Raw genomic sequence first — 23,031 nt, forward strand, 5'->3', positions numbered from 1 at the left:
AGTGCTCCTTTCCAGTCAGTGGGTTTGATGCTTGGCGATGATTTGCGGTTCGAACGTGCTTTGACGGTCGCGCGGTATGTCGATTGGCAGCGCGCCGAAATCACCCTTGAGTTGAGCATTATTAGACAGAATGGATTGCTGAGCAATAGACAACCTGTACCAATTTCGGACGTAAAACAAGCATGATTGACTATGAACATCAAAGCCTTTCTGGTCAGCAATCGCCAGCGGCAGGGTGGCTTAACACCCTTGTCTGGAAGCCAGACGGTTTATATGTCCAAGCCGCACAATGGACAGCGGCAGCTAAAGCGATGATCGTGGCAAATGAGTATCGGTTCATTTCACCTGTTTTTACCTATTCAAAGGAGACTTTTGAAGTGCAATCACTCGTCAGTGTCGCGTTAACCAATACGCCTGCATTACCCGAATTAACCGACCTGAGCAGCGTAGCGCTAACACAAGAAGGCATGGTTAAGGTTGCATCCTTAACAGACAAAGACATTCGGAACATGGCACGAATGACAGGCAAAAGCGTGCCTGAGTATGCCGCGCTGTTGAGTAGTACAATTGATGCCGCGTCTAAAACCGAAGATCAGATACCAAAGGGCAAGAACGATATGCAAGGCAGATACTTAGAAGTGTTTAAACGCGTATTCCCTGAAATGAACTGCTGATCATGATGCAGTATGAGTTGCGGTTCTAGTTTTGTATCTAACCTATATCGGAAAGATCAAAACAATGTCGGCCTGTCATTCGGCCTGTCATCGCAGAACGCCGACAACAAGTTGTGGTGCGTTTCAACGATGGCTTCCCTCTAAGCGCCCGAATTCTGTATCAACTTGATGTCACCGAAGCGTGACAACAAGTTGATACTTTTCGACAAAAAGACAACATCTCGATACTTTCCATCCAAAGACAACAAGTTGATACTTTTCAACCTGACGATGCCATTTGGGAAGTTCCTATTTACTAGCAAAAAATAGTGAGGTGTACTGTCAATAGCGGACACTCATGTTCTAAGCAGCCTGGGATTGCCGATTAAAGTGTTCAGCAAACAAAGTAGGCGATATCATCTGCTTCTTACACATCAGCATGAGCAGGATTGTGTGTTTGACGTAGGACACACTGAAATAAACTACCAAAATAGCAGTGTGGATCTCAGTTGAAATCGACTTCCTCGTGGGCATATTTAATGCAAAGGCCCTTGTTGCTGATAATTGTTCAGCAAGAAATGCACATTGGCATCGTCTTCTTTACTTTCTTCTTCTGCTAGCGTAATAGCTGGAGATGTCTCAGCAGAACTCGACGCCACCGAGTCAGTTTTTGCCTGCAAAGCCTTGATCTCCGCAATCACCCGCTCAATATCCGTATTCAAAGGTGGGATGTCAACATTGCAAGTAACACCCCGCTCAAAATACCCCAACGCCACATTAAAATCATCCCGCGCCATATGCGCAAAGCCCATGGCAAACAATTTCAAAGCATTATTATCCGGCAAAGCTAATAATGGCTGCCAAGCCAACAGAGCAACTGCCACCCTGGCCGAGGTAAACTGCAACAAGCCCATCTGAAACCGTGCCAAGTGGAAGTCAGGTGCCAGCACCAGCGCATTTGCATAAGCAGCCTCACTCTCCGCTACCTGTCCCATGGCAATGTACTCTGCCGCCAGCAAACAAAACGTCGTCGCTGACTGTGGATTGATCGCCAATGCCTGCTGAAACAGCCTGATTGCTGCCGGGCCATCATTAGCCTGACTGACACGCAAAGCCTCCTGCAAGGTCTCATCAAAGCTGGCGGTAGTAGTGGTATTCATCAATAAAGTCCCGGTAATAGTCTGTCCAATCGTGCTGCAAAGACGCAAACACCGCGCCATTCTAGCCAAAAAGCGAGCCCCCATACAGATTTAAGTGCGTGCCTGATCGCTTAACTTCCAGACCAATGACATTACCGGGTCTTCTAAAAACAGTTCGTTAGCAAGATGTCGATGCCGTCATTTATTTTGTAATTCAAATTGAATATCCATATTTTTATAACAAATTAGATTTATTTTAAAAATAATCCACGGATATGCAAATTATTTTCGATTTCGCCTAAACAAATTCTGAAATGTTTGGACTATTACGACAGAACGAACACGTCAACGTGTTCAGCAAGAAGACGAATATTTCGACATATAGGAAAAGATATGACAGCGATTGTGACTGGTAGCGGCTTGGGATTGCAAAATAGCTCAATGAACACCCTAGGTAACCGGGGCGCCTCAGGCAATGCCAAGGCAGGCACGAACAACGAAAATATCTACGTCAATGCCGCCAATGGCAATTTGATGATACAGCGCCAGGATGAGTATTTCCGTTCCGTTACTCCTGATGCCAGCATTTTGCGCACCTATAACAGCCAGGGTAAATTGAGCGATGCCAACAGTAACAATAACTGGCGCATGGGCATGTACAAGTCAGTCGCCTTGCAAAGTGGCGTTATTAATACCGCTGGCAGCACCGTCATCCGCACCGAAGGCGACGGCAGTCAATCTCTCTACACGTTCGATACAACACAAAACCTGTATATCAGCACTTCTGGCAGCGGGGCTTACGACAAACTCACGTTTAAAGCCGACGCTACCTGGGAATGGCGCGACGGAACCACGCAACAAGTTGAGGCCTATAACAATAAAGGTTTAGTGACGACCATCACCGATGCCGATGGAAATACGGCTGGCTTTACCTATAACAGCGACAACCTGGTGACCGTGGCCTGGGATGGTGGGGGTGATGCTGTACGCATGGACTACGACAGCAATAAAAACCTCATCCGCCTTAAAAATGGTGCTGATGCGGTCGATACCACCTACGCCTACGACAATCTAAATCGACTGACCAAGGTCACTGTTGTGTTGGGCACCACCACCAACGGTGTTGCAGATACCTACCAAACCACCTACACCTATGATGGCGACAGCACGCGTATCGCCAGTGTCAGCCAGACCGACGGCAGCACCCAAACCTTCACCTATGTCGAGGTCGGTGACCAGTTCAAGATTGCCACCGTCACGGATGCCCAGGGCAATCTGACGCGCTTCATTTACGACACTGCTGCTGGCAGAACGGATCTGATCGACCCTATGGGTTACCTGACCAGCTATTTTTATGATGCAGATGGCCAGCTCACTAAAATACAAAGCCCCGCCATCAACGGCGTGCGCTATGAGACCCGCTACGTCTATGACGAAAAAGGAAACATCACACAAATCGTCGATGGTAATGGCAATACCAGCACCATGGCCTATGATGCCAATGGGAACCAGATTGAGCAAAAAGATGCTGCGGGCACTATCACAAAACGCGTATTCAGCACCAGCAATCAATTGCTGGCTGAATCCGTCTCAGCAGGTGATGCAGACCCAGCTCCAGCCATTACCCGCTATGTTTATGACGCGGCCAATCACTTGCGTTTCACGATTAGTGCCGAGGGACGAGTTAATGAAAATCGCATTGATAATTGGCAAGGGGTATGGTTAGGCTATTCTTTGCTGCGACTTCCTATCAATCAGTCAAAAATCGTCTACGCTGGTGCAGCATTTGATACAAGTACACTGAATTTGGATAGCGTAGTCACCGAAGCAAGCATGGTGACTTGGGCTGCGGCACAAGATATCACTACAACATTGTTGATAAAATCTACTATTTTGGAGGCGAATGGGCGATCACAATCTATTACGCATTATGGTGCCGTTGGTAGTGATGGGAATGTAACTTATGGTGGTGTCAACGAGGGGATTAGCTATGACGCTCACGGTAATCTGATCACGACAGGAAGCAGAGATGGCTACAATTCCCAAAATCATTTTACCTATGATGCCCTGGGCAGGATGCTCAGTTCAAGCAAGATGGGCATCATTACGCTGTATCAATACGATGATGCGCACCACAGTATCACCACCAAATTACCGAATGGTCTGGCAAGCACCACGGTCTATGATGCTGCTGGCAATCTCATCAGCACCATACAAAGCAATGCGGCGACGAGTGCTGTATTAGCGCAAGCAAAAAACTTCTTTGACGCTGATGGTCACCTGACAACCAAGCAAGATGAACGCGGTGTACGCACGCATTATTTTTATGATGCCATGGGCAGGCAAATTGCCGAAATCAATGGCTTTGGTGGTTTGACAGAAAACATCTACGACGCAGTCGGCAACCTGACGCGTTCTGTGCGTCATGCCACCCTGGTCAATACCGCGCTGTTATTGAATACCGATGGCACACCAGCCCACCCTGACCTGGATACACTCAGGCCCGTTTCTTCCAATGAAGACAGGGTCATCCGTAAAATCTACAACCAAAACAATCAGGAAATTTATTCCATCGATGAACTGGGCTACGTCACGCAACAGATGTTTGACAGCCACGCGCAATTGATCAGCAAGATCAGTTATGCCAATGCCATCAATACTAGCGCCTTGCCAGCCCAATTAACGGCGGCTGATGTGCACCTGGCGACTTCTACAGAAGACAGGCTAAACCGGTATTTTTATAACAAGGACGGTAAGCAAACTGCGGTACTTGATGCCGAAGGTTACCTGACCCGGAATATCTATGATGCAGCTGGCAGGGTATCTAAAACCATCAAGTTCGCCACGGCGACCGATGTTGCCTTGAGGGCGACAGCCACTTTGCCCCAACTGGCACCGAGCGCATCCAGTGCAGATATCCAGACCAGGTTTTTTTACAATGGCCTGGATAAAGTGATCGCTCAACTGGATGGTGAGAATTATCTGACGGAGTATCGTTATAGTGTCTTCGGTGGACTAGAAAAAACGACCCGCTATGCGAACAAGGCGATCAATGTGGATACGGCTAACAGTCTGGAGCAATTACGTCCCCAGACCAATGCCTTGGATAAAGTTGTTAGCTATGGCAGTTCTGCAGATAATTTCGTTTACTCGGAATCTGGCTCAGGCATGCCTACTGGTAATAAGACGTATGCACGTGATGAGATGGGTCGCACGGTCCTGATCCAGGACCCACGCGACACAGGCAATATAGCGGTCCGTTATGATCTGCTGGGCAGAAAAATTGCTGATATCCTTGGTTTAGGTGCGGTGTCCATCACGGATAATGGCAATATCAGTGGTTACTCAGCACAAGACGACGCAGTCTGGAAGAAATACCAGACCACCTACGAGTATGACGACAATGGCCTGATGGTGCGCTCGCGTAGTGCCACCACCGGTGCGACCACTTTGTATTTCTATGATGATGCTGGTCGTCTTACACACACCATCAATAGCGTAGGTGACATACAAGCGATTCGCTACAATAGCTTTGGTGAAGTCATAGAAACCAAGCAATATGCCAAACATATCAGCCTTGATGGTTTGACTGGCGGTAAAAATACAGCCTTGCTGGCCAAACTGGCGGATGCCAATGATCCCCTGCATGATTCCTTGAAGCAGACAGACTACAATCTGCGTGGACAAATTAAAAATGCCTTTGATGCCATGGGAAATCAAACTTCCCGTGACTACAATGCCTTCGGTGACCTCGTCAAGGAAACCAGCCTGACCCGCAGCACCATGCTGCAAGAAGTCCTGGCCTATCAATATGATCACCGCGGCTTGAAGCTGGCCGAGATACTTGGCGCTGGCAATACCGCTGCTGTCAAACACACGCAATATGATGCCTTTGGTCGCGCTATTGCGGTCACCGATGGCAATGGCAAGACCACCAGCAATCAGTATGACCTCAAGGGTCGTCTGATTGTCACCACCAATAGTGATGGTGCGCAGCAAACCATGATTTACGACGCCTTTGATCGCACTCTGCAAATCAAAGATGCACTGGGACATGCGACGACTTACGTCTATGACGATTCATATCACACCCTCAAAGTCACGACACCAGAAGGGGTTGTCAGCACGACGCAATTCGATGGTGATGGTTATGCCAATAAGAAGATCTATTTTGTAGAAGATTCTAGCGGCAGGACCGAAACCTATGGCTACAATAATGACGGTAGTCTTGCCAATGAATTACGCGCATCTCCCAACTCGTCTTTTAGTTATTTCTATGATGATGGAGGGCGTGTAAGCCAGACGAATGATGCTTATGGCCGGGTTACTGTATTTACTTACGACTTAGCAAACCGTGTCCTGAGCAAAGTCTTTGAACCTACGGGCCTGAATCTTAAAACCAGCTATGTCTATACAGACAATGGCCGTACGGTGACGGTGACCGAGCCTAACGGCACGGTGACCAGGACAGAATATGATTTGAATGGTCAACTGGCACGTGTCACCATCGATCCAGATGGCCTCAAGCTGCAAACTGAATATACCCATGATGCCAAGGGCAGGGAATTGGCGGTTGCCCATAGCCAGGGCGGTGTTGTAGCGAATGTGGTCAAATACGTTTATAACGACAAAGGTCAGCGCATACAGGAAATCAAAGACCCGGATGGTCTGGCCCTGGTCACTGCCTATGATTATGATGGAGCGGGTAATACTATCCACGTCACTGATGGCAATGGTCATGTCAGCACCTATGCCTACGATGCAGAAAACCGCTTGCTCAGCACCACTGATGCATTAGGTCATGTCAGCAGCAATGTATATGACCTGAACGGCAATAAAGTCAGCAGTACCGATGGCCTCGGCAACACCACCAAATACAAATACGATCAAGACAATCGCCTGCTGGAACAAACCAGCCCGCTAGGCGTCACGATCAGCTACACCTATGATGGTGCGGGCAACCGTATTACCGCAACGGATGGCAATGGACAAGTCACAAAGTATACCTATAACCTTGCGCATCAGTTAACGACTGAAACTGACGCCCTGGGGCGGGTGCGCACTTTTAACTGGAACCCTTTTGGTCAGGTGACTGGTGGCTACCTGTGGGACAGGGGTTCTTTCCTCAATTCCTATGATAATGCTAACCGTCTGACGGGCGAATCCTATTCCGAAAAACAATTTACTTATACCTATGATGCATCCGGCAATCGCCTGAGCAAGACGCAATCTAGTAGCAACGTGACCACGACCTATGCCTACGATGCAGCAGGCAGGTTGATCAAAGAAACTGATCCGGAAGGCAATGCCAATAGCTACACCTATGATGCCATGGGTAATCGCCAGACTGTTACCGATGCCCGTGGCAATGTCAGGTCTTATCGCTATGACGGTGCGAATCGCCTGATCCAGGAAACCGATGCTCTGGGTAATATCACCCAGTATAGCTATGATGCGGCGGGCAACCGTGTTGGCGTGACCCAGGCTAATGGCGGTCAAGTCACCTTGGCCTATGATGCGGACAATCAACTGGTCAAAGTGACGGATGCACTGGGCAATATCACCAGTTTTGGCTATGACAATAACCATAACCGCACCAGCATGATCGATGGGTTGGGCAATGTGCGAGGCTACAAGTTTGATGCGGCCAATCGCTTGATTGCCGAGACCGATGCTCTGGGTAAGACCAAGTCCTATACCTACGATAACAATGGCAATCGTGCTTCACTGACGGATGAAAATGGCAATGTCACGCTCTATGAGTACGATAAAGTCAATCGCCTGAGTAAGGAAACCAATGCAGTAGGGCAGGTCAAGCTGTATACCTATGATGTGATGGGTAATATTGCCACCACTACCGAAAATGGCGTTGTCACACAAAAAGACTATGCCTATAGTTTGTCCGGTAAAGTTTCTCACAGCTACGACAATACGACAGGCCTGGATGGCGACATACAATACAACTACGATTACTATACCAAGGATTTGATCGCTGTTGTCAATAACAGGCGCCTAGCCCAGACTCAATATACTCGCGATAAAAACGGCAGGATACTGACAGAAAAAACAGGCGTCTACGTTATTTTAACAAAAACCTTCGTCTACGATGCGACCGGTAATTTAGTCAAGTCTACAGACAAAATGGGCAGGGCAACGACCTATGCCTACGATGCCCTCAACCGTTTGACAAAACAGACCGACCCCCTGGGTTACACCAAGCTCTACGCCTATGATGCCATGGGTAACCGTAGCAGCATCACTGATGAAAACGGTCACACCACCAGTTTTGCTTACGATCTCGACAACCAGCTCATTAGCCAGACCGATGCCCTCGGCCAGATAACACACTATAGTTACGATGCCGCGGGCAATCGTACCGCCATGACAGATGCGCTGGGCCAGACCACACAGTATGCCTATGATGCCAATCACCGCCTGATTGCGCAAACTGATGCCATCGGCAACAAAACCAGCTACACCTATGATAATGTCGGCAACTTGCTTGAAACCAAGGATGCCAAAGGCTATACCAGCAAAACTGCCTATGATGCGGGCAATCGCGTCATCAGTAAAACGGATGCACTAGGCGGTATCGAGACCTATACCTATGACACGGTGGGCAATCTTGCCACCGTCACTGATGCCAATGGTCATACGACGACCTATGCCTACGATACCAGCCATCGTCTGACGAGCAAGACCGATGCACTCGGTAAGGTCACTAACTATAGCGAATCCATCTATGACAGGGATCAGGAAAGGATTTCGGTAACAGACGCAAACGGCAATATTGTCAATGACATCTATACGACTGATGGCCAGCATCTCATGCATGGCAATGCCTCTGCGTGGGTCTACAATGTCTACGATTACGCTGGCAATAAAATAAAGTCAACAGATGAAAACAGCAAAGTCACCAACTATACCTATGATGACAAAAACCGCCTGACCAGCAAGACCGATGCACTCGGCAATAAAGTCAGCTATGAATACGATGGTGTTGGCAACCTGACCAAACTGACGGACGCCAATGGCAAGGTCACCACCTATGTGTATGATGCCAACAACCAGCTTATCAGCACCACCGACGCGCTGGGCAATGTACAAAGCCAGACCTATAATGCGGTAGGTAAGCTTACTAGCCAAACTGATGGCAATGGCAATAAAACCAGCTATTACTACGATGCGGATAATCGTCTCAGCAAAACGGTGGACGCCATGGGTGTGGCTGAAACCTATACCTATGATAGTGTAGGCAACCGCACAGCGGTGACTGACCGCAATGCTCACACCACCAGCTACGACTATGATGGCAAACATCAACTGAGTAAGCTGACCTCAGCACTTGGTTTCGGTGAAAGCTATGCCTATGACAAAGTCGGCAACCTGACCGCTGTCACCAACAAAAATGGTTTCACTACCCTTTATGACTACGATGCCGACAGTCGCATCATCAAGAAAACCGATGCCCTCGGTTTCAGCACCAGCTATACCTACGACAATGTCGGTAACTTGCTCAAGGAAATCAACACCAACGGTGTCGTCATCACCAGCAACACCTATGATGACCACAACCGTCTGATTAACACCGTCGATGCCCTCGGTAAGGCAACTTCCTATACCTACGACAACGTCGGCAATCGCCTGACGATGAGCAATGTCAATGGCAACCTGACCAGCTATACTTACGATGCCATCAATCGCCTGACCGTGGTGACCGATGCCTTGTATAAAACCACACGCTACGCCTACGACGCTGCCAGCAACCGTACCAAAGTCACGGATAAAAATGGTAATGACACGACCTATGCCTATGACAGCCTGAACCGCGTCACGACCGAGACCGATGCACTCGGCAAAGTCACCTCTTATATCTATGATGCTGCGGGCAACCGCACCCAGGTCACTGATGCCAATGGGCACGCAACGACACTCGCCTATGATGCGGACAACCGTTTATCGAGCATCAAAGATGCCCTGGGCCAAGTCACTGCCTACGAATATGATGGTGTAGGCAATAGGAGCAAAGTAGTTGATGGCAATGGCCATGCAACAACTTACACCTACGATGCCGACAACCGCCTGCTTACTGAAAAAGATGCCCTGGGCCATATCACCAGTTACGAATACGACCCTATAGGCAATCGTAGCAAAGTCATTGATGCCAATGGCCACGCCACCAGCTATACCTACGATGCCATGAACCGCGTCTCAGGGCAGACGGATGCACTTGGTAATGTCACCCGCCTGGAATACGATGCCTTCGGCAATCGCAGCAAAATCACCGATGCCAATGGTCATGCCAGCAGCTACACCTATGACCTGAATAACCGCGTACTGACAGAAAAAGATGCCCTCGGCAACCTGACCAGCTATACCTATGATGCCATGGGCAACCGCCTGACATCGACAGATGCCAAAGGCAATATCACCAGCTATAGCTACGATAAGCTCAACAGACTTCTCAGCATTACCAATGCACTGAATCAGGTCACCAGCTACACCTATGATGCCGTTGGTAACCGTATCAGCAGCATCGATGCCAATGGTGTCACCACACAATATGCTTACGACGTGGTTAACCGTCAGGTCAGCGAGACCGATGCCTATAGTAAAGTCATCAGCTACAGCTATGACGCCAAAGGTAATCGCAGCAAAGTCACCGACAAAAACGGCCACGACACCCTCTACACCTATGATGCCGGTGACCAGCTTGTCAGCGTCAAAGACGCTGATGGCAATGTTACCGGCTATGCCTATGATGCCGTAGGCAAGCTGATCAAACGCACTGATGCCAACGGTCATGTCACTGCTTACACCTATGACGCAGCCAACCGCTTGCTCAGTGAAAAAGACCCTCTGGGTCAAATCACGTCCTACGACTATGATGCCGTAGGCAATCGCACCAAGATGACAGACCGTAATGGCCATGTCACCACCTACAGCTATGACGCAGACGACCGACTCGTTAGCGAAAAAGACCCTCTCGGTTTTATCACTACTTATGCCTACGATGCGGTAGGCAAGCGCAGCAAAGTCACCGATAAAAACGGTCATGCCACCAGCTATAGCTATGATGCGGATAACCGCCTGAGCAGTCAGACCGATGCCCTGGGTAATATCACCAGCCTCAGCTATGACGTCAATGGCAACCGCAGCATAGTCACAGATGCCAAAGGCAATGTCACCAGCTTTGCCTACGACAAACTGAACCGCCTGATCAGCCAGACCGATGCCCTGGGTAAAGTCACGACCTATACCTACGATGCCGTCGGTAATCGTCTCAGCACCACTGATGCCAATACTCACGTCAACAGCGCCACTTACGACAAGCTCAATCGTCTCATTACCCAGACGGATGCGCTCGGTAAAGTCACTACCTATGCCTATGATGCCGTTGGTAACCGCATCAGCACGACCAATGCCAGGTTAGCCCTTACCACCTATACCTACGATGCAGCCAACCGTCTCGTGGCACAGACCGACGCCCTGGGCAAGATCAGCCGTGTTGACTATGACGCGGCAGGCAACCGTACCACACTTACCGATGCCAATGGCAATGCCGTCAGCTATACCTATGACGCCAATGACCGCCTCGTCAGTGAAAAAGACGCCCTCGGCAATATCACCGGCTATGCCTATGATGCTGAAGGTAACCGTACTACCCGTACCGATGCCAATGGTCATGTCACCACCTACAGCTATGATGCCGACGACCGCCTCGTCTCAGAAAAAGACCCACTAGGCTATGTCACCGCCTATGAATATGATGCCGTCGGCAAGCGTACTAAAGTCACCGATGCCAACGGTCATATCACCACCTACAGCTATGATGCAGACAACCGCGTCATTAGCCAGACGGATGCCCTGGGTAATGTCAGCAAAATAGAATACGACGCCCTCGGTAATCGTAACAAAGTGACGGATGCCAATGGGCATGCGACCAGCTACACCTACGCCGCAGAAAACCGTCTTGCCAGTGAAACCGATGCCCTGGGCAATGTTACTAGCTACGGCTATGATGCCGTTGGCAATCGCATCACCAGTACCGATGCGAACCTGCACGTCACCACTTACAGCTATGACGCCAATGACCGTCTGATCACAGAAAAAGACGCACTCGGCAATCTCACCAGCTACACCTATGACGAAGTCGGTAACCGGGTCACCATTACTGACAGGAATAAGCACATCAGCACTCTGGCGTATGACCTGCTCAATCGCCTCACCAGTGAAACCGATGGCACAGGTGCTGCAACCAGCTATGTCTACGACAATGTCGGCAACCGCACCAAAGTGACTGACGGCAATGGTCATGCGACCAGCTATGTCTATGATGCAGCCAACCGCCAGACCAGCAAGACAGACGCGCTCGGCAAAATAACGACTTATGCCTATGATGCCGTCGGCAATCTTAGCAACGTCACTGATGCCAACCTGCACAGCACCACCTACATCTATGATGCCGATGACCGTCTTATCAGCGAAACCGATGCACTGGGCAATGTCACCAAGTATGCCTATGATGGTATCGGCAAACTGATCAAGCGCACCGACGCCAATGGTCATGCCACCAGCTTCGTCTATGATGCCATCAACCGCCTGCTCACAGAAACAGACCCACTGGGTCTGGTGACTGCCTATGCCTATGATGCTATTGGTAACCGTACCCAACTCACCGATGCCAATGGCCACGCCACAGCTTACACCTATGATGCTGACAACCGCCTTCTCACTGAAAAAGATGCTCTGGGCAACGTCACATCCTATGAATATGATGCCGTAGGCAAGCGCAGCAAAGTCACCGACGCCAACAAGCACGTCACCAGCTTTGCCTACGATGCTGACAACCGCCTCATCAGCCAGACTGATGCACTCGGTAAAGTCACCACCTACGACTACGATGCCGTAGGCAATCGCAGCAAAATGACTGACGCCAATGGCCACGTCACGACCTACACCTATGATGGTGTGAATCGTCTCTCCAGCGTCACCGACCCGCTGCGCAACACCAGCTACCTGACTTATGACGGCATAGGCCTCTTGCTGAGTCGCAATGACGGCATAGGCCACGTTACCAGCTTCAGTTATGACGCTGCCAACCGCCTCATCAAACAGACCGACGGCCTGGGTAATTTCAGTACCTTCGACTACGATGCCGTTGGCAATCGTATCAAAATGACGGATGCGAATGGCAACGTCACATCTTACGTCTATGATGCTGACAACCGCCTGACCAGCCAGACCGATGCACTTGGTCATACCACCAGCTATGTCATGGATGCTGTTGGCAACCGCATCAAACTGTTTGATGCCAACAACCATGCTTCCAGCTTTGAATATGACGCAGATGACAGGCTCATCAGCCAGACCGATGCCCTGGGTTACACCACCAGCTTTGCTTATGACGGCGTAGGCAAACTCCTTAAACGTACTGACGGTAATGGTCACAGCACCAGCTACATCTATGATGAAGTCAATCGCCTGCTAAGCGAGATTGACCCCATGGGCTTCATGACATCCTATGTCTATGATGCTGTCGGCAAGCTCACCAAGCGCACCGATGCCAATGGGCACGAAACCAGCTACACCTATGATGCTGACAATCGCCTCGTCACAGAAAAAGACGCCTTAGGCAATCTGACGAGCTATGAGCTGGACGCTGTCGGTAATCGCCTCAAAGTCACCGATGCCAACAAACATGTGACTACTATGGCCTATGATGCAGACGATCGCCTCATTACCCAGACCGATGCACTCGGCAATGTCATCAGCTTTGTCTATGACGCAGTCGGTAACCGCACTAAAGTCACTGACGCCAATGGCCATGCCACCCAGTTTGCCTACGACAAGGCCAATCACCTCATCAGTAAAACCGATGGCTTCGGTGCAGTGACGTCCTATGCTTACGACAAACAAGGCAATCTCATCAGCCTGACTGATGGTAAAGGCGCAGTGACCACCTATGACTATGATGCTGCCAACCAGCTCATCAGCCAGAAAGATGCCCTGGGCAAGATCACTACGTTTGAATACGATGCCGTCGGCAAGCGCAGCAAAATGACGGATGCCAATGGCAATATCACCAGCTACACCTATGATGCTGACAATCGTCTCGCCACAGAAAAAGACGCTCTTGGCAACGTCACCAGCTATGCCTATGACGCCGTTGGCAACCGCATCAAGAAAACTGATGCCAATGGTCACATCACGACCTATACCTATGATCTGGATGACCGCCTCATCAGCGAAAAAGATCCGTTAGGCTATATCACGGCTTATCAGTACGATGCAGTAGGCAAGCGCACCAAGCTTACCGATGCGCAGGGTAATGCTACGACCTTTGCTTATGATGCAGATGACCGCCTCATTAGCCAGACCAATGCACTTGGCGAGATTACCAGCTTTGAATATGACGCCGTTGGTAATCGCAGTAAAGTCACCGATGCCAATACCCAGGCGACCAGCTATACCTACGATGCTGCCAATCGTCTGGTCACGCAAACGGATGCGCTCGGTAATGTCACAGCCTATGGTTATGACGCAGCTGGCAACCGCATTACCGTCACTGACCCCAAAAAGAATGTCACCACCTTTGACTATGATGCTGACAACCAGCTCATCACCGAAAAAGACGCGCTGGGCAATAGCACCAGCTATGCCTATGACGCCGTTGGCAATCGCACCAAAGTCACCGACAGGAACAAACAAGCCACCAGCTATGCCTATGATGCACTGAACCGTCTCATCACCGTCACCAATGCGCTGACGGAAGTGACGACCTATGACTACGACAATGTTGGCAACCGCATCAAGACCAAAGATGCCAATGGCAATGCCACCAGCTATGTCTACGATGCCAGGAATCGCCTGTTGAGTCAGACCGATGCACTCGGCAACATCAGCAAGCTTGAATACGATGCAGTAGGTAACCGCACCAAACTCACCGATGCCAATGGCAATACAACCACTTACACCTATGATGCCGATGACCAGCTTATCAGCGAACAAGACCCGCTCGGCAAAGTCACCAGCTACGCCTACAATAAAGTAGGCAAGTTGACCGGGCGTACAGACGCCAATGGCCATGCCACGACCTACACCTATGACGCCGTTTATCGCCTCACCAACGAAAAAGACCCGCTCGGTAAATCCACGTCTTACACCTATGATGCTGTGGGTAACCGTACCAAGCTCACTGACAGGAACGGCAACGCCACCACCTACACCTATGATGCAGACAACCGTCTGATCACAGAAAAAAATGCGCTGGACGAAACCACGTCCTATGCTTACGATGCCGCCAGCAACCGCATCAAGGCGACCGATGCTAATGGACATGCCATCACCTGGGACTATGATGCCGACAACCGCGTTATCAGCCAGACCGATGCCCTGGGTAAAATCACCAACATAGAATACGATGCAGTAGGCAACCGCACTAAAGTGACAGATGCCAACAAAAACGCCACTACGTATTCTTATGACGCACTGAACCGACTGGCCAAAGAAACCGATGCCCTCAGTAAATTCATCAGCTATTCCTATGACAAGGTCGGTAACCGTAGCAAGATCATCGACAAGAACGGTCATGAAAACAGCTTCATTTACGACAATGCCAACCATCTCATCAGTGAAACGGATGCCATGGGCCAGCTCACCAGCTATGCCTATGATGCTGTCGGCAACCGCGTCAAGACCACCGATGCCAATAAGCACGTCACCAGCTACAGCTACGACGCCAATAATCGCCTTGCTACCCAGACCGATGCCCTCGGCCAGCTCACCCGCATAGACTATGACGCCGTCGGTAACCGCAGCAAAGTCACCGATGCCAATGGCCATGCCACCAGCTATGCCTACGACGCCGATGATAAACTCATCAGCCAGACCGATGCCCTCGGTAACGTGACATCCTATGTCCTTGATGCAGAAGGAAACCGCACCAAGCTGACCGATGCCAATGGCAATGCCACCACCTATACCTATGATGCGGTCTACCACCTGACCAAGGAAACAGATGCCCTTGGCCATATCACTGCCTATGAATACGATGCCGTTGGTAACCGCAGCAAAGTCACCGATGCCAATGGCCATGCTACCAGCTATATCTATGACGCCGTTGACCGCCTGGCCAGCCGTACCGACACCATGGGCAAGACAGCCAGCTTTACCTATGATGCAGCGGGTAACCGCCTCACTGCCAAAGATGAAAACGGCAATACCGTCACCTATGTCTATGACCTCATCAATCGCCTGAGCAGCCAGACCGATGCACTCGGTTATGTGACTGCATTTGAGTATGATGCCGTTGGCAACCGCAGCAAACTGACAGACCAGAATGGCAATGTCACCAAATATGGCTACGACAGCAATGATCGTTTGTTGACGGTGACGGATGCATTGAGTGGCTTGACCCAATATAGCTATGATGCGGTCGGTAACCGTACCAAAGTAACGGATGCCAACAACCACAGCAACTACTTCCAGTACGATGCCATCAATCAGTTGGTCACGACACTCGATGCGGAAGGCTACGTCATCAGCAACAGCTATGACAAGGTCGGCAAACTGCTGAGCCGTATCCACTTTGCTACCCGCTTTACTACCGTGGGCTGGAATGGCAGCACGGCCATTAGCGTCAACAGTAATGCCACGCTCGACCAAAGCGAAAGCTTTGCGTACGACGCCGTCAATCGCCAGGTTCAGCATACGGATGGAGAAGGGCATACCAGCAGCCTGAATTACGATGCCGTTGGCAATGTCATCAACAGTAGCGATGCAAACGGCCATACCACCACCATGGTGTATGACGCTGTCAATCGCATGACCACACAGACCAATGCCATCGGTGCCATCAATAAACTGGAATACGATGCCGTCGGCAACCGCACCAAACTTACCGATGCACTCGGCAATGCCACCAGCTTTAGCTATGACGCCAATAACCGCCTGAGCACCAGCACTGCCGCCAATGGCCTCATCACTGCATTTACCTATGATGGCATAGGTAGCATGACCAGCCGTACCGAAGCCTCAGGCACAGGTCAAGCCGCAAAGACCAGCTGGACCTACAATGCCGCCAACCAAAAAGTCAAGGAAACCGATGCCCTTGGTGGTGAGACGACCTATGTCAACGACAAGGCCGGTAAGCTCGTCAAACTGACCGATGCCCTTGGCAATAATACTAGCTATGAGTATGACGCCAAGAACCGCCTGGTCAAGACAACAGATGCACTTGGCTTTGCTAGCGTCCTTACCTACGACGCCAAAGACAATCTGCTGAGCAAGACCGATGGGCGCAATGGTAAAGAAACCCTGGCTTACGATGCCAATGACAGGCTCATCAGCGACACCGACCGTAATGGCAATGCCACCACCCATGCATACGACCAAAGCGGTAATGAAGTGCGCCAAACTCGTGGTGGCTTCACCGTTGAATACCGCTACAACCGCGCAGGCCAGCGTACTGGTCTGACCGATGGTAATGGCTACATGACCAATTACGTTCTTGATGCGGCTGGCAACGTCTTGCAAAGCAGCCAGCAGATTGACAAGAATGGCAAATACGCAACGACCACCTATACCTACGACAACATCAACCGTCGCGCATCACAAAAGTCAGCCGAAGGCTACCTGACCACCTTTACCTACGACCTCGTCAATAACCTCACAGCTAAAACTGGGCACACCAACATCAACGCCGGTGGGGCAGGGGATGTCGCCTATACCCAAAGCTATCGTTACGACAATGTCTATCACATGACAGGCATGACCGATATCAATGGTGCAGTCAGTAGCTACAGCTACGACAACCTGGGTAACCGTAACAGCGTCACCCAGTACATCGGTACTCCGCAAGAACGCAACTCCACCAGCAGCTATGACTTGTTGAGCCGCAAGGTCACTGACACTGATGTACTTGGCAAAGTCAGCAGCTACCAGTACGATGCTGTTGACAATCTGCTCGTCATGACCGACGGTGACCGTGTCACCACCAATGTCTATGATGCTGTCCATAATCTGGTCAAGAGTACCAATGCTCTGGGTCATGTCAGCCTGTTTGAATATGATGCCAACGGTAACAAGATCAGGCAGACAGTCGCCGCAGGTCTGGGTGAAGAACAGCGCTTCATCTACTCCTACGATGCAGAAAACCAGCTCGTCCTCAGCACCAACCTGAGCATGGGCAGCCTTAAAACTGCCATCGCCTATGATGCCCTGGGTAACCGCATCAGCATCGCCGAAGTCAATGGCAGTACCCTCAGTGAACAGACCTTCCACTACGATGCCAACCACAAGGTCGACAGCAGTACCGACAAAGCCCATGTCAAGACTACCTACGCCTATGATGGTGCTGGCAACCTCCTCAGCAGCACAGAAGCAAAAGGCGTGGCGGGTAAAGAGCGCACCACCAACTACCGTTACAACCTCGACAACCAGCTCGTTGGCATCACTGACCCCATGGGCTTTAGCAGCGGCTTTGTGGTCGATGGTCGTGGCAATCGCCTGCAAATCCGCGATGCCGAAGGTCATCTCACCACCCAAGTTTTTGACATCAGTAGCCACCTCCTCACGACCAGGACAGAAACCGGCAAACTTGACAGCAAGACCTATGACATCGCGGGCAACCTGAGCAGCAACACCACAGCCAAGACCGATGGTAGCGAGGTGCGTACCACTACCTACGCCTATGATCTGAAAGACCGTCTTACGACAACGGTCGATGGCGAAGGCTATCTGAGCAGCATCACCTACGACCTGTATGATAATAAGCTGACCGTCACCAGCGGCCTCTATGCTGCAACACCGGCGACGCCAGCCAACCTGGCCGCATCAGCCTCAACTCCTGCCTCAACTCCTGCCTCCACACCACTCAGCGCCACTCAGCGCCAGCGATGCCGCCAAGGCCGCCCTGGCCAAGCCATCCACCCGCAGTGCCATCTATGACAAGCTCAATCGCCTCATCAGCAGCACTGACGGCGAAGGTAATATCACCACCTATGGCTACGATGCCCGTGGTAACCGCACCAGCGTCACCGAAGCCAGCAATACCCGCCCGGCGACCACTGCCTATACCTATGACGGTGCTGACCGCGTCATCAAAGTCGTCAGCCCCGAAGGTGCAGAAACGGTCTACACCTATGGTGAAAAAAGCAGTACCAAACCGGCCAGTGAATTGCGCAAGAACCGCTTTGGACCGGCCGTCACCACCACCTATGATTACGATGCCAATGGTCGCCTGATACAAGAAAATATCGCCGGTGTCAGCCTCATCCAACATGCGTTTGATGTCCTTGGCAATGAAATCAGCACCACCAATGGCACCCAGACCATCCAGCATGAATATGATGCCGATGGCAGGGAAACCGCCAGCATAGACAATGCCGGCAAACGCACCGAATACACCTATGACAAAAACGGTAACCGCCAAAGTGTCAAGGATGCCAAGGGCAACACCAGCTACTTCTGGTATGACGCCGACAAACGTATGGTCGCCAGCCTTGATGCAGAAGGCTACCTGACCAGCTATCAGTACGACAGTGCCGACAATCGCACAGGCATGACCCAGTACGCCAGCCGTTATAGCGGTAACGTCAGCGTCAGCCAGTTACCCCAGGCAGTACAACAAGCCATGGATCGCAGCATCCTGGCTGAGTATGATAAAAACAACCACATCATCGCCCAGACCACAGCGGACCATGTGCGTACTGAATTCGTCACTGATGGCGCTGGTAACAAGGTACTCGATAAAAACTTCATTGGTACTGCCGTCAGACGCGACACCAGCTACAGCTATGACAAAAACGGTCGCCTGCTGAGCAAGACCACCGCAGATGGCGTGACCACCCAATTTGGCTACGATGGTGCAGGCCGCGTCATCGTCGAACAATTGCTCAAGTCTGGAGAAGTTACCCGCAGTACCCTGTACATCTATGACCTTGACGGCCACCGCGTCTGCACCACCCTCGACCCATCCGGCCTGGCCATCTCCCAGACCCAAAAAGTCGATGATCTGGGCAATGTCATTGAAAGCCGCGACGGTGAAGGCCGCCTGACAACCCGTCAGTACGACCTCATGGGCCGCCTCAAAGAAGTCCGGGATGCCTCCAGCAACCTGCTGCAATCCTTCGACTACGACCTCAACGGCAATATCATCAATGAATACGGCAAGGATGGCCATAAAACCTATAGCTATGATGCCAATAACCGTCGCACCAGCGTCACCCTCGACAGCGTCGGCAAGTTTGAACTCGATAGTGGTTATGGCACCAGCAATGGTGTCAGCACCATGCAATACGATGCCGTTGGCAATCTCATTGAAGTCACCAATGCGGCTGGCTTTAAAACCACCAACTACTATGACCGTGACAACCGCTTAGTCGCCCAGCTTGATACCGACAATGTCTTGCATGAATTTGATTACGATGCCTTTGGTGACAAGACGGCCGAACGCATGTACATGGTACGACTGGACAAATCCGCCCATAATCCGGCGGAGCGCCCAGCCCCATGGCCAGGAGAAGTGCGCATCTATGGCTTTGAATACGACCTCATGGGCAGACAGGTCCGCAAAGTCTATCCGCAAGTCATCATTACCCACCTGGGTAATAGCGATACGGCCAACCCGAATGCCAGCAAAGCATCAGAAAACCCGGAAGAAACCGCCCGCTACGATGCCGCCGGTAATGTCATCGAATCCGTCGCCACCAATGGTGGTCATACCTATGGCTATTACGATGCGGCAGGCCGCATGGTGGCACAAGTTGATGCCCTGGGTTATCTGTCCCGCTTTGACTATGACAAGAGCGGCAACCTGCTGCAAAAGCGCATGTACACCGCAGCAGTTGACATCAGCAAGCTCGATCCTAACCAGATCCCGGTTGCCGTCGGTGGCAAAGTTGCCACCACCAACTACCTCTATGATGCTGCCAACCGCCTGATAGAGCAACGCACACCTGCCGCTCTGTTGATGGACCAAAACAGCCGTGCAGAAACCAGCGATGTCACCATCACCCGTTACCGCTACGACAAGAGCGGCAACCTGGTGCAAAAAACCATCGCCGCCGGCAGCAGCGTAGAGCAGGCCGAGTACAACTACTATGACAGCCGCAACCGCCGCATTGCCAGCGTCAGCACCGGTCGTGCGCTGACCCTCTACAGCTATGACAATATAGGACACCTGCAAGCCAAGATCAGCTATGTTACCGCCGTACCTGGCAGTGTCGACCTCAATAGCGTCACTGCCAGTGCTACCGCCTTACTGCAACTGGTTGCTGCCAATGCAGGTGACAAAGCCACTCGCTACACCTATGACGCCCGGGGCCAGGTCACTAGCGAAGCCGAAGCCACTTCCCAGGCCAGCGCAACAGCCAAAGATGCTGACAGCTTCAACATTGCCTTCACCACGGCCTACACCAAGAACTACCAGTACGATGCCCTTGGCAACCGTACCCTGTTGGATGACAACGGTCGCGTCACCCGTTCGCAATACGATGCCGCCAATCGCGTCACCCACATCGTCGGCCCTGACGGCACAGGCTCACGCCAGGCCTATGACGCTGCTGGTAATGTCACCCATAGTGTCACTGGTGAACGTGCCAGCGAAGCCATTACCGCTACCAATGTACACGCCAGCCTCAGCGATGCCTTGAGCACCACCCTCAACATCAGCTACCACCTCAGTGACTTGCGCATTCCGTCCTATGTGGTGTGGGACAGCGTCTCGCATGCCACCCTGGATGGGTATACCAACAAGTCAGAACTCACCATCAATGGCAACTCGCAAGACGGCTACAGCAATATCCCCCGTCCTGCCTATAACAGCACCACCTACTACCGCGTGGTCACCCAGGACAAGGCGGGTAACCTTGCCTATAGTGCCGAAATCAAGCTCGACATGCCGCCCGAAGTACAGGACGTCAAAGCCAGCGTTGACCAATATGGTCAGGTGCATGTCAAAGCCCGCTTCGGCCCTGGTCTTGCCAGCCCGGCCCTGATCTATGGCCCCAAAGGCGCGACCACCTCCTCAGTACCCATGAGCGCCGTTGGCGATGGTTACTACGAAGGTATCCTGTCGGCAGCGCTCGACCCCAATACCCTGGCCTTCCGCCTTGGTTGGCAAAACGCCAATGGTGTCGCCTTCGCCAGTACAGAACAAAGCTTTGAAGCCCCGGCCAAACGCCAGGGCAGCATCAACACCCTGTCCGAAGTCAGCACCAGCAAAGGTTTATTGCTCAAGTTCGACAGCCAGATGCAACCGCTGGGGGCCACCAACATCAGCCTTCTGACAGCCAAATGGCGTGTCTATAAAAAAGGCGTCAACGACGAGCCATTTGCCTCCACCGGCAATACCCTCGACAATGGCCAGTACCACCTCGTCCTGGGCGACACCAAGGCCATGAATGCAGGCGTGGAATATGAAATCCTGGTCGAAGGCGTAGACCAGGACGGCAAAGAAGTCATTGTCGACCACATGGTCTACAAAATGACTGGCAACACCGCCACCAGCACTGCCTACAACACCGTTGCCTGGTCAGCGCCACCGGATGGTGACTCCCAGGTCATCATCGTCAAAGGCCAGCCAGTTGACACCGAACGCCTCAAAGGCAAAGCCCCGGTCGCCAACGACCCCGGCAAACCGGGCGAAGACGACCGCGTCATCGCCCACTTGCCCCTGTCCGTCAATAGCAGCGCGGTGGGCATCTACTACAGCAACCACAACGAAGACCAGAACCAGACCGGCATCAGCAGCAGCAAATGGATGGAATGGGTTCCCAACTTCGTCAATGGCGAAGACAAAGGCTACTGGGTCCACAAAGGCTACGACCTCAGCCTCTACACCATCCTGCCCGCCAGCGACAGCAGCCGCATGGCCACAGGCTTGCACTTCTCTTGGGGAGATGCGGGTGCTGGCGACGGACTCAGCTTCGCCAATGACATCGTCATGGATCAATATGGTGGCGGCTTCAAGGCCGATATCAAACACATCCCGCTGCCTGCCAAAGCCATTTACTACAAAGTCTGGTATCGCGATGCCCAGGGCCATGAAGTCATCGTAGACTGGTACAAGGCCAACACCAACCTCACCAGCAGCCACCAGGCCAATAGCGAAACCGTGCTGGCCACCGAAACCGGTGCCTCCCTCAATGGTCTCGTCATGAGCAATGGCCGCTACAATGGCGGCCGCCTCAATGTTCGCCCGGCAGCAGAATTCATGGACACCATGGTCGTTGCCA

Annotated in this window: 3 protein-coding genes; 2 read left to right on the forward strand and 1 reads right to left on the reverse strand. The window is 51.5% G+C overall.

Features of this window, described 5'->3' with window-relative positions; all coding sequences use genetic code 11:
* Positions 1-182 precede the first annotated feature (182 nt).
* Entirely contained in the window at positions 183-674 is a 492-nt protein-coding gene (locus ACO0LC_RS27650) for a phage protease (RefSeq protein ID WP_423009230.1), read from the forward strand.
* Positions 675-1,189: 515 nt separating this feature from the next.
* On the opposite strand, the gene ACO0LC_RS27655 is transcribed toward ACO0LC_RS27650, so the two are convergent.
* Positions 1,190-1,813: a hypothetical protein gene (locus ACO0LC_RS27655; RefSeq protein ID WP_423009232.1), complete on the reverse strand. Its 624-nt coding sequence runs from the start codon at positions 1,811-1,813 to the stop codon at positions 1,190-1,192.
* A 372-nt stretch (positions 1,814-2,185) separates the two neighbouring features.
* Between ACO0LC_RS27655 and ACO0LC_RS27660 the strand changes: the two genes are divergently transcribed.
* Entirely contained in the window at positions 2,186-18,742 is a 16,557-nt protein-coding gene (locus ACO0LC_RS27660) for a hypothetical protein (protein WP_423009234.1), read from the forward strand.
* The last annotated feature ends 4,289 nt before the right edge of the window (positions 18,743-23,031 follow it).

This window comes from Undibacterium sp. JH2W (assembly GCF_049340425.1).
Taxonomy (GTDB): domain Bacteria; phylum Pseudomonadota; class Gammaproteobacteria; order Burkholderiales; family Burkholderiaceae_D; genus Undibacterium.

Bases quoted from the DNA above. Each gene is read 5' to 3' on its own strand.
- ACO0LC_RS27650 (WP_423009230.1), top strand. From the start codon at position 183: ATGATTGACTATGAACATCAAAGCCTTTCTGGTCAGCAATCGCCAGCG.
- ACO0LC_RS27660 (WP_423009234.1), top strand. From the start codon at position 2,186: ATGACAGCGATTGTGACTGGTAGCGGCTTGGGATTGCAAAATAGCTCA.
- ACO0LC_RS27655 (WP_423009232.1), bottom strand. From the start codon at position 1,813: ATGAATACCACTACTACCGCCAGCTTTGATGAGACCTTGCAGGAGGCT.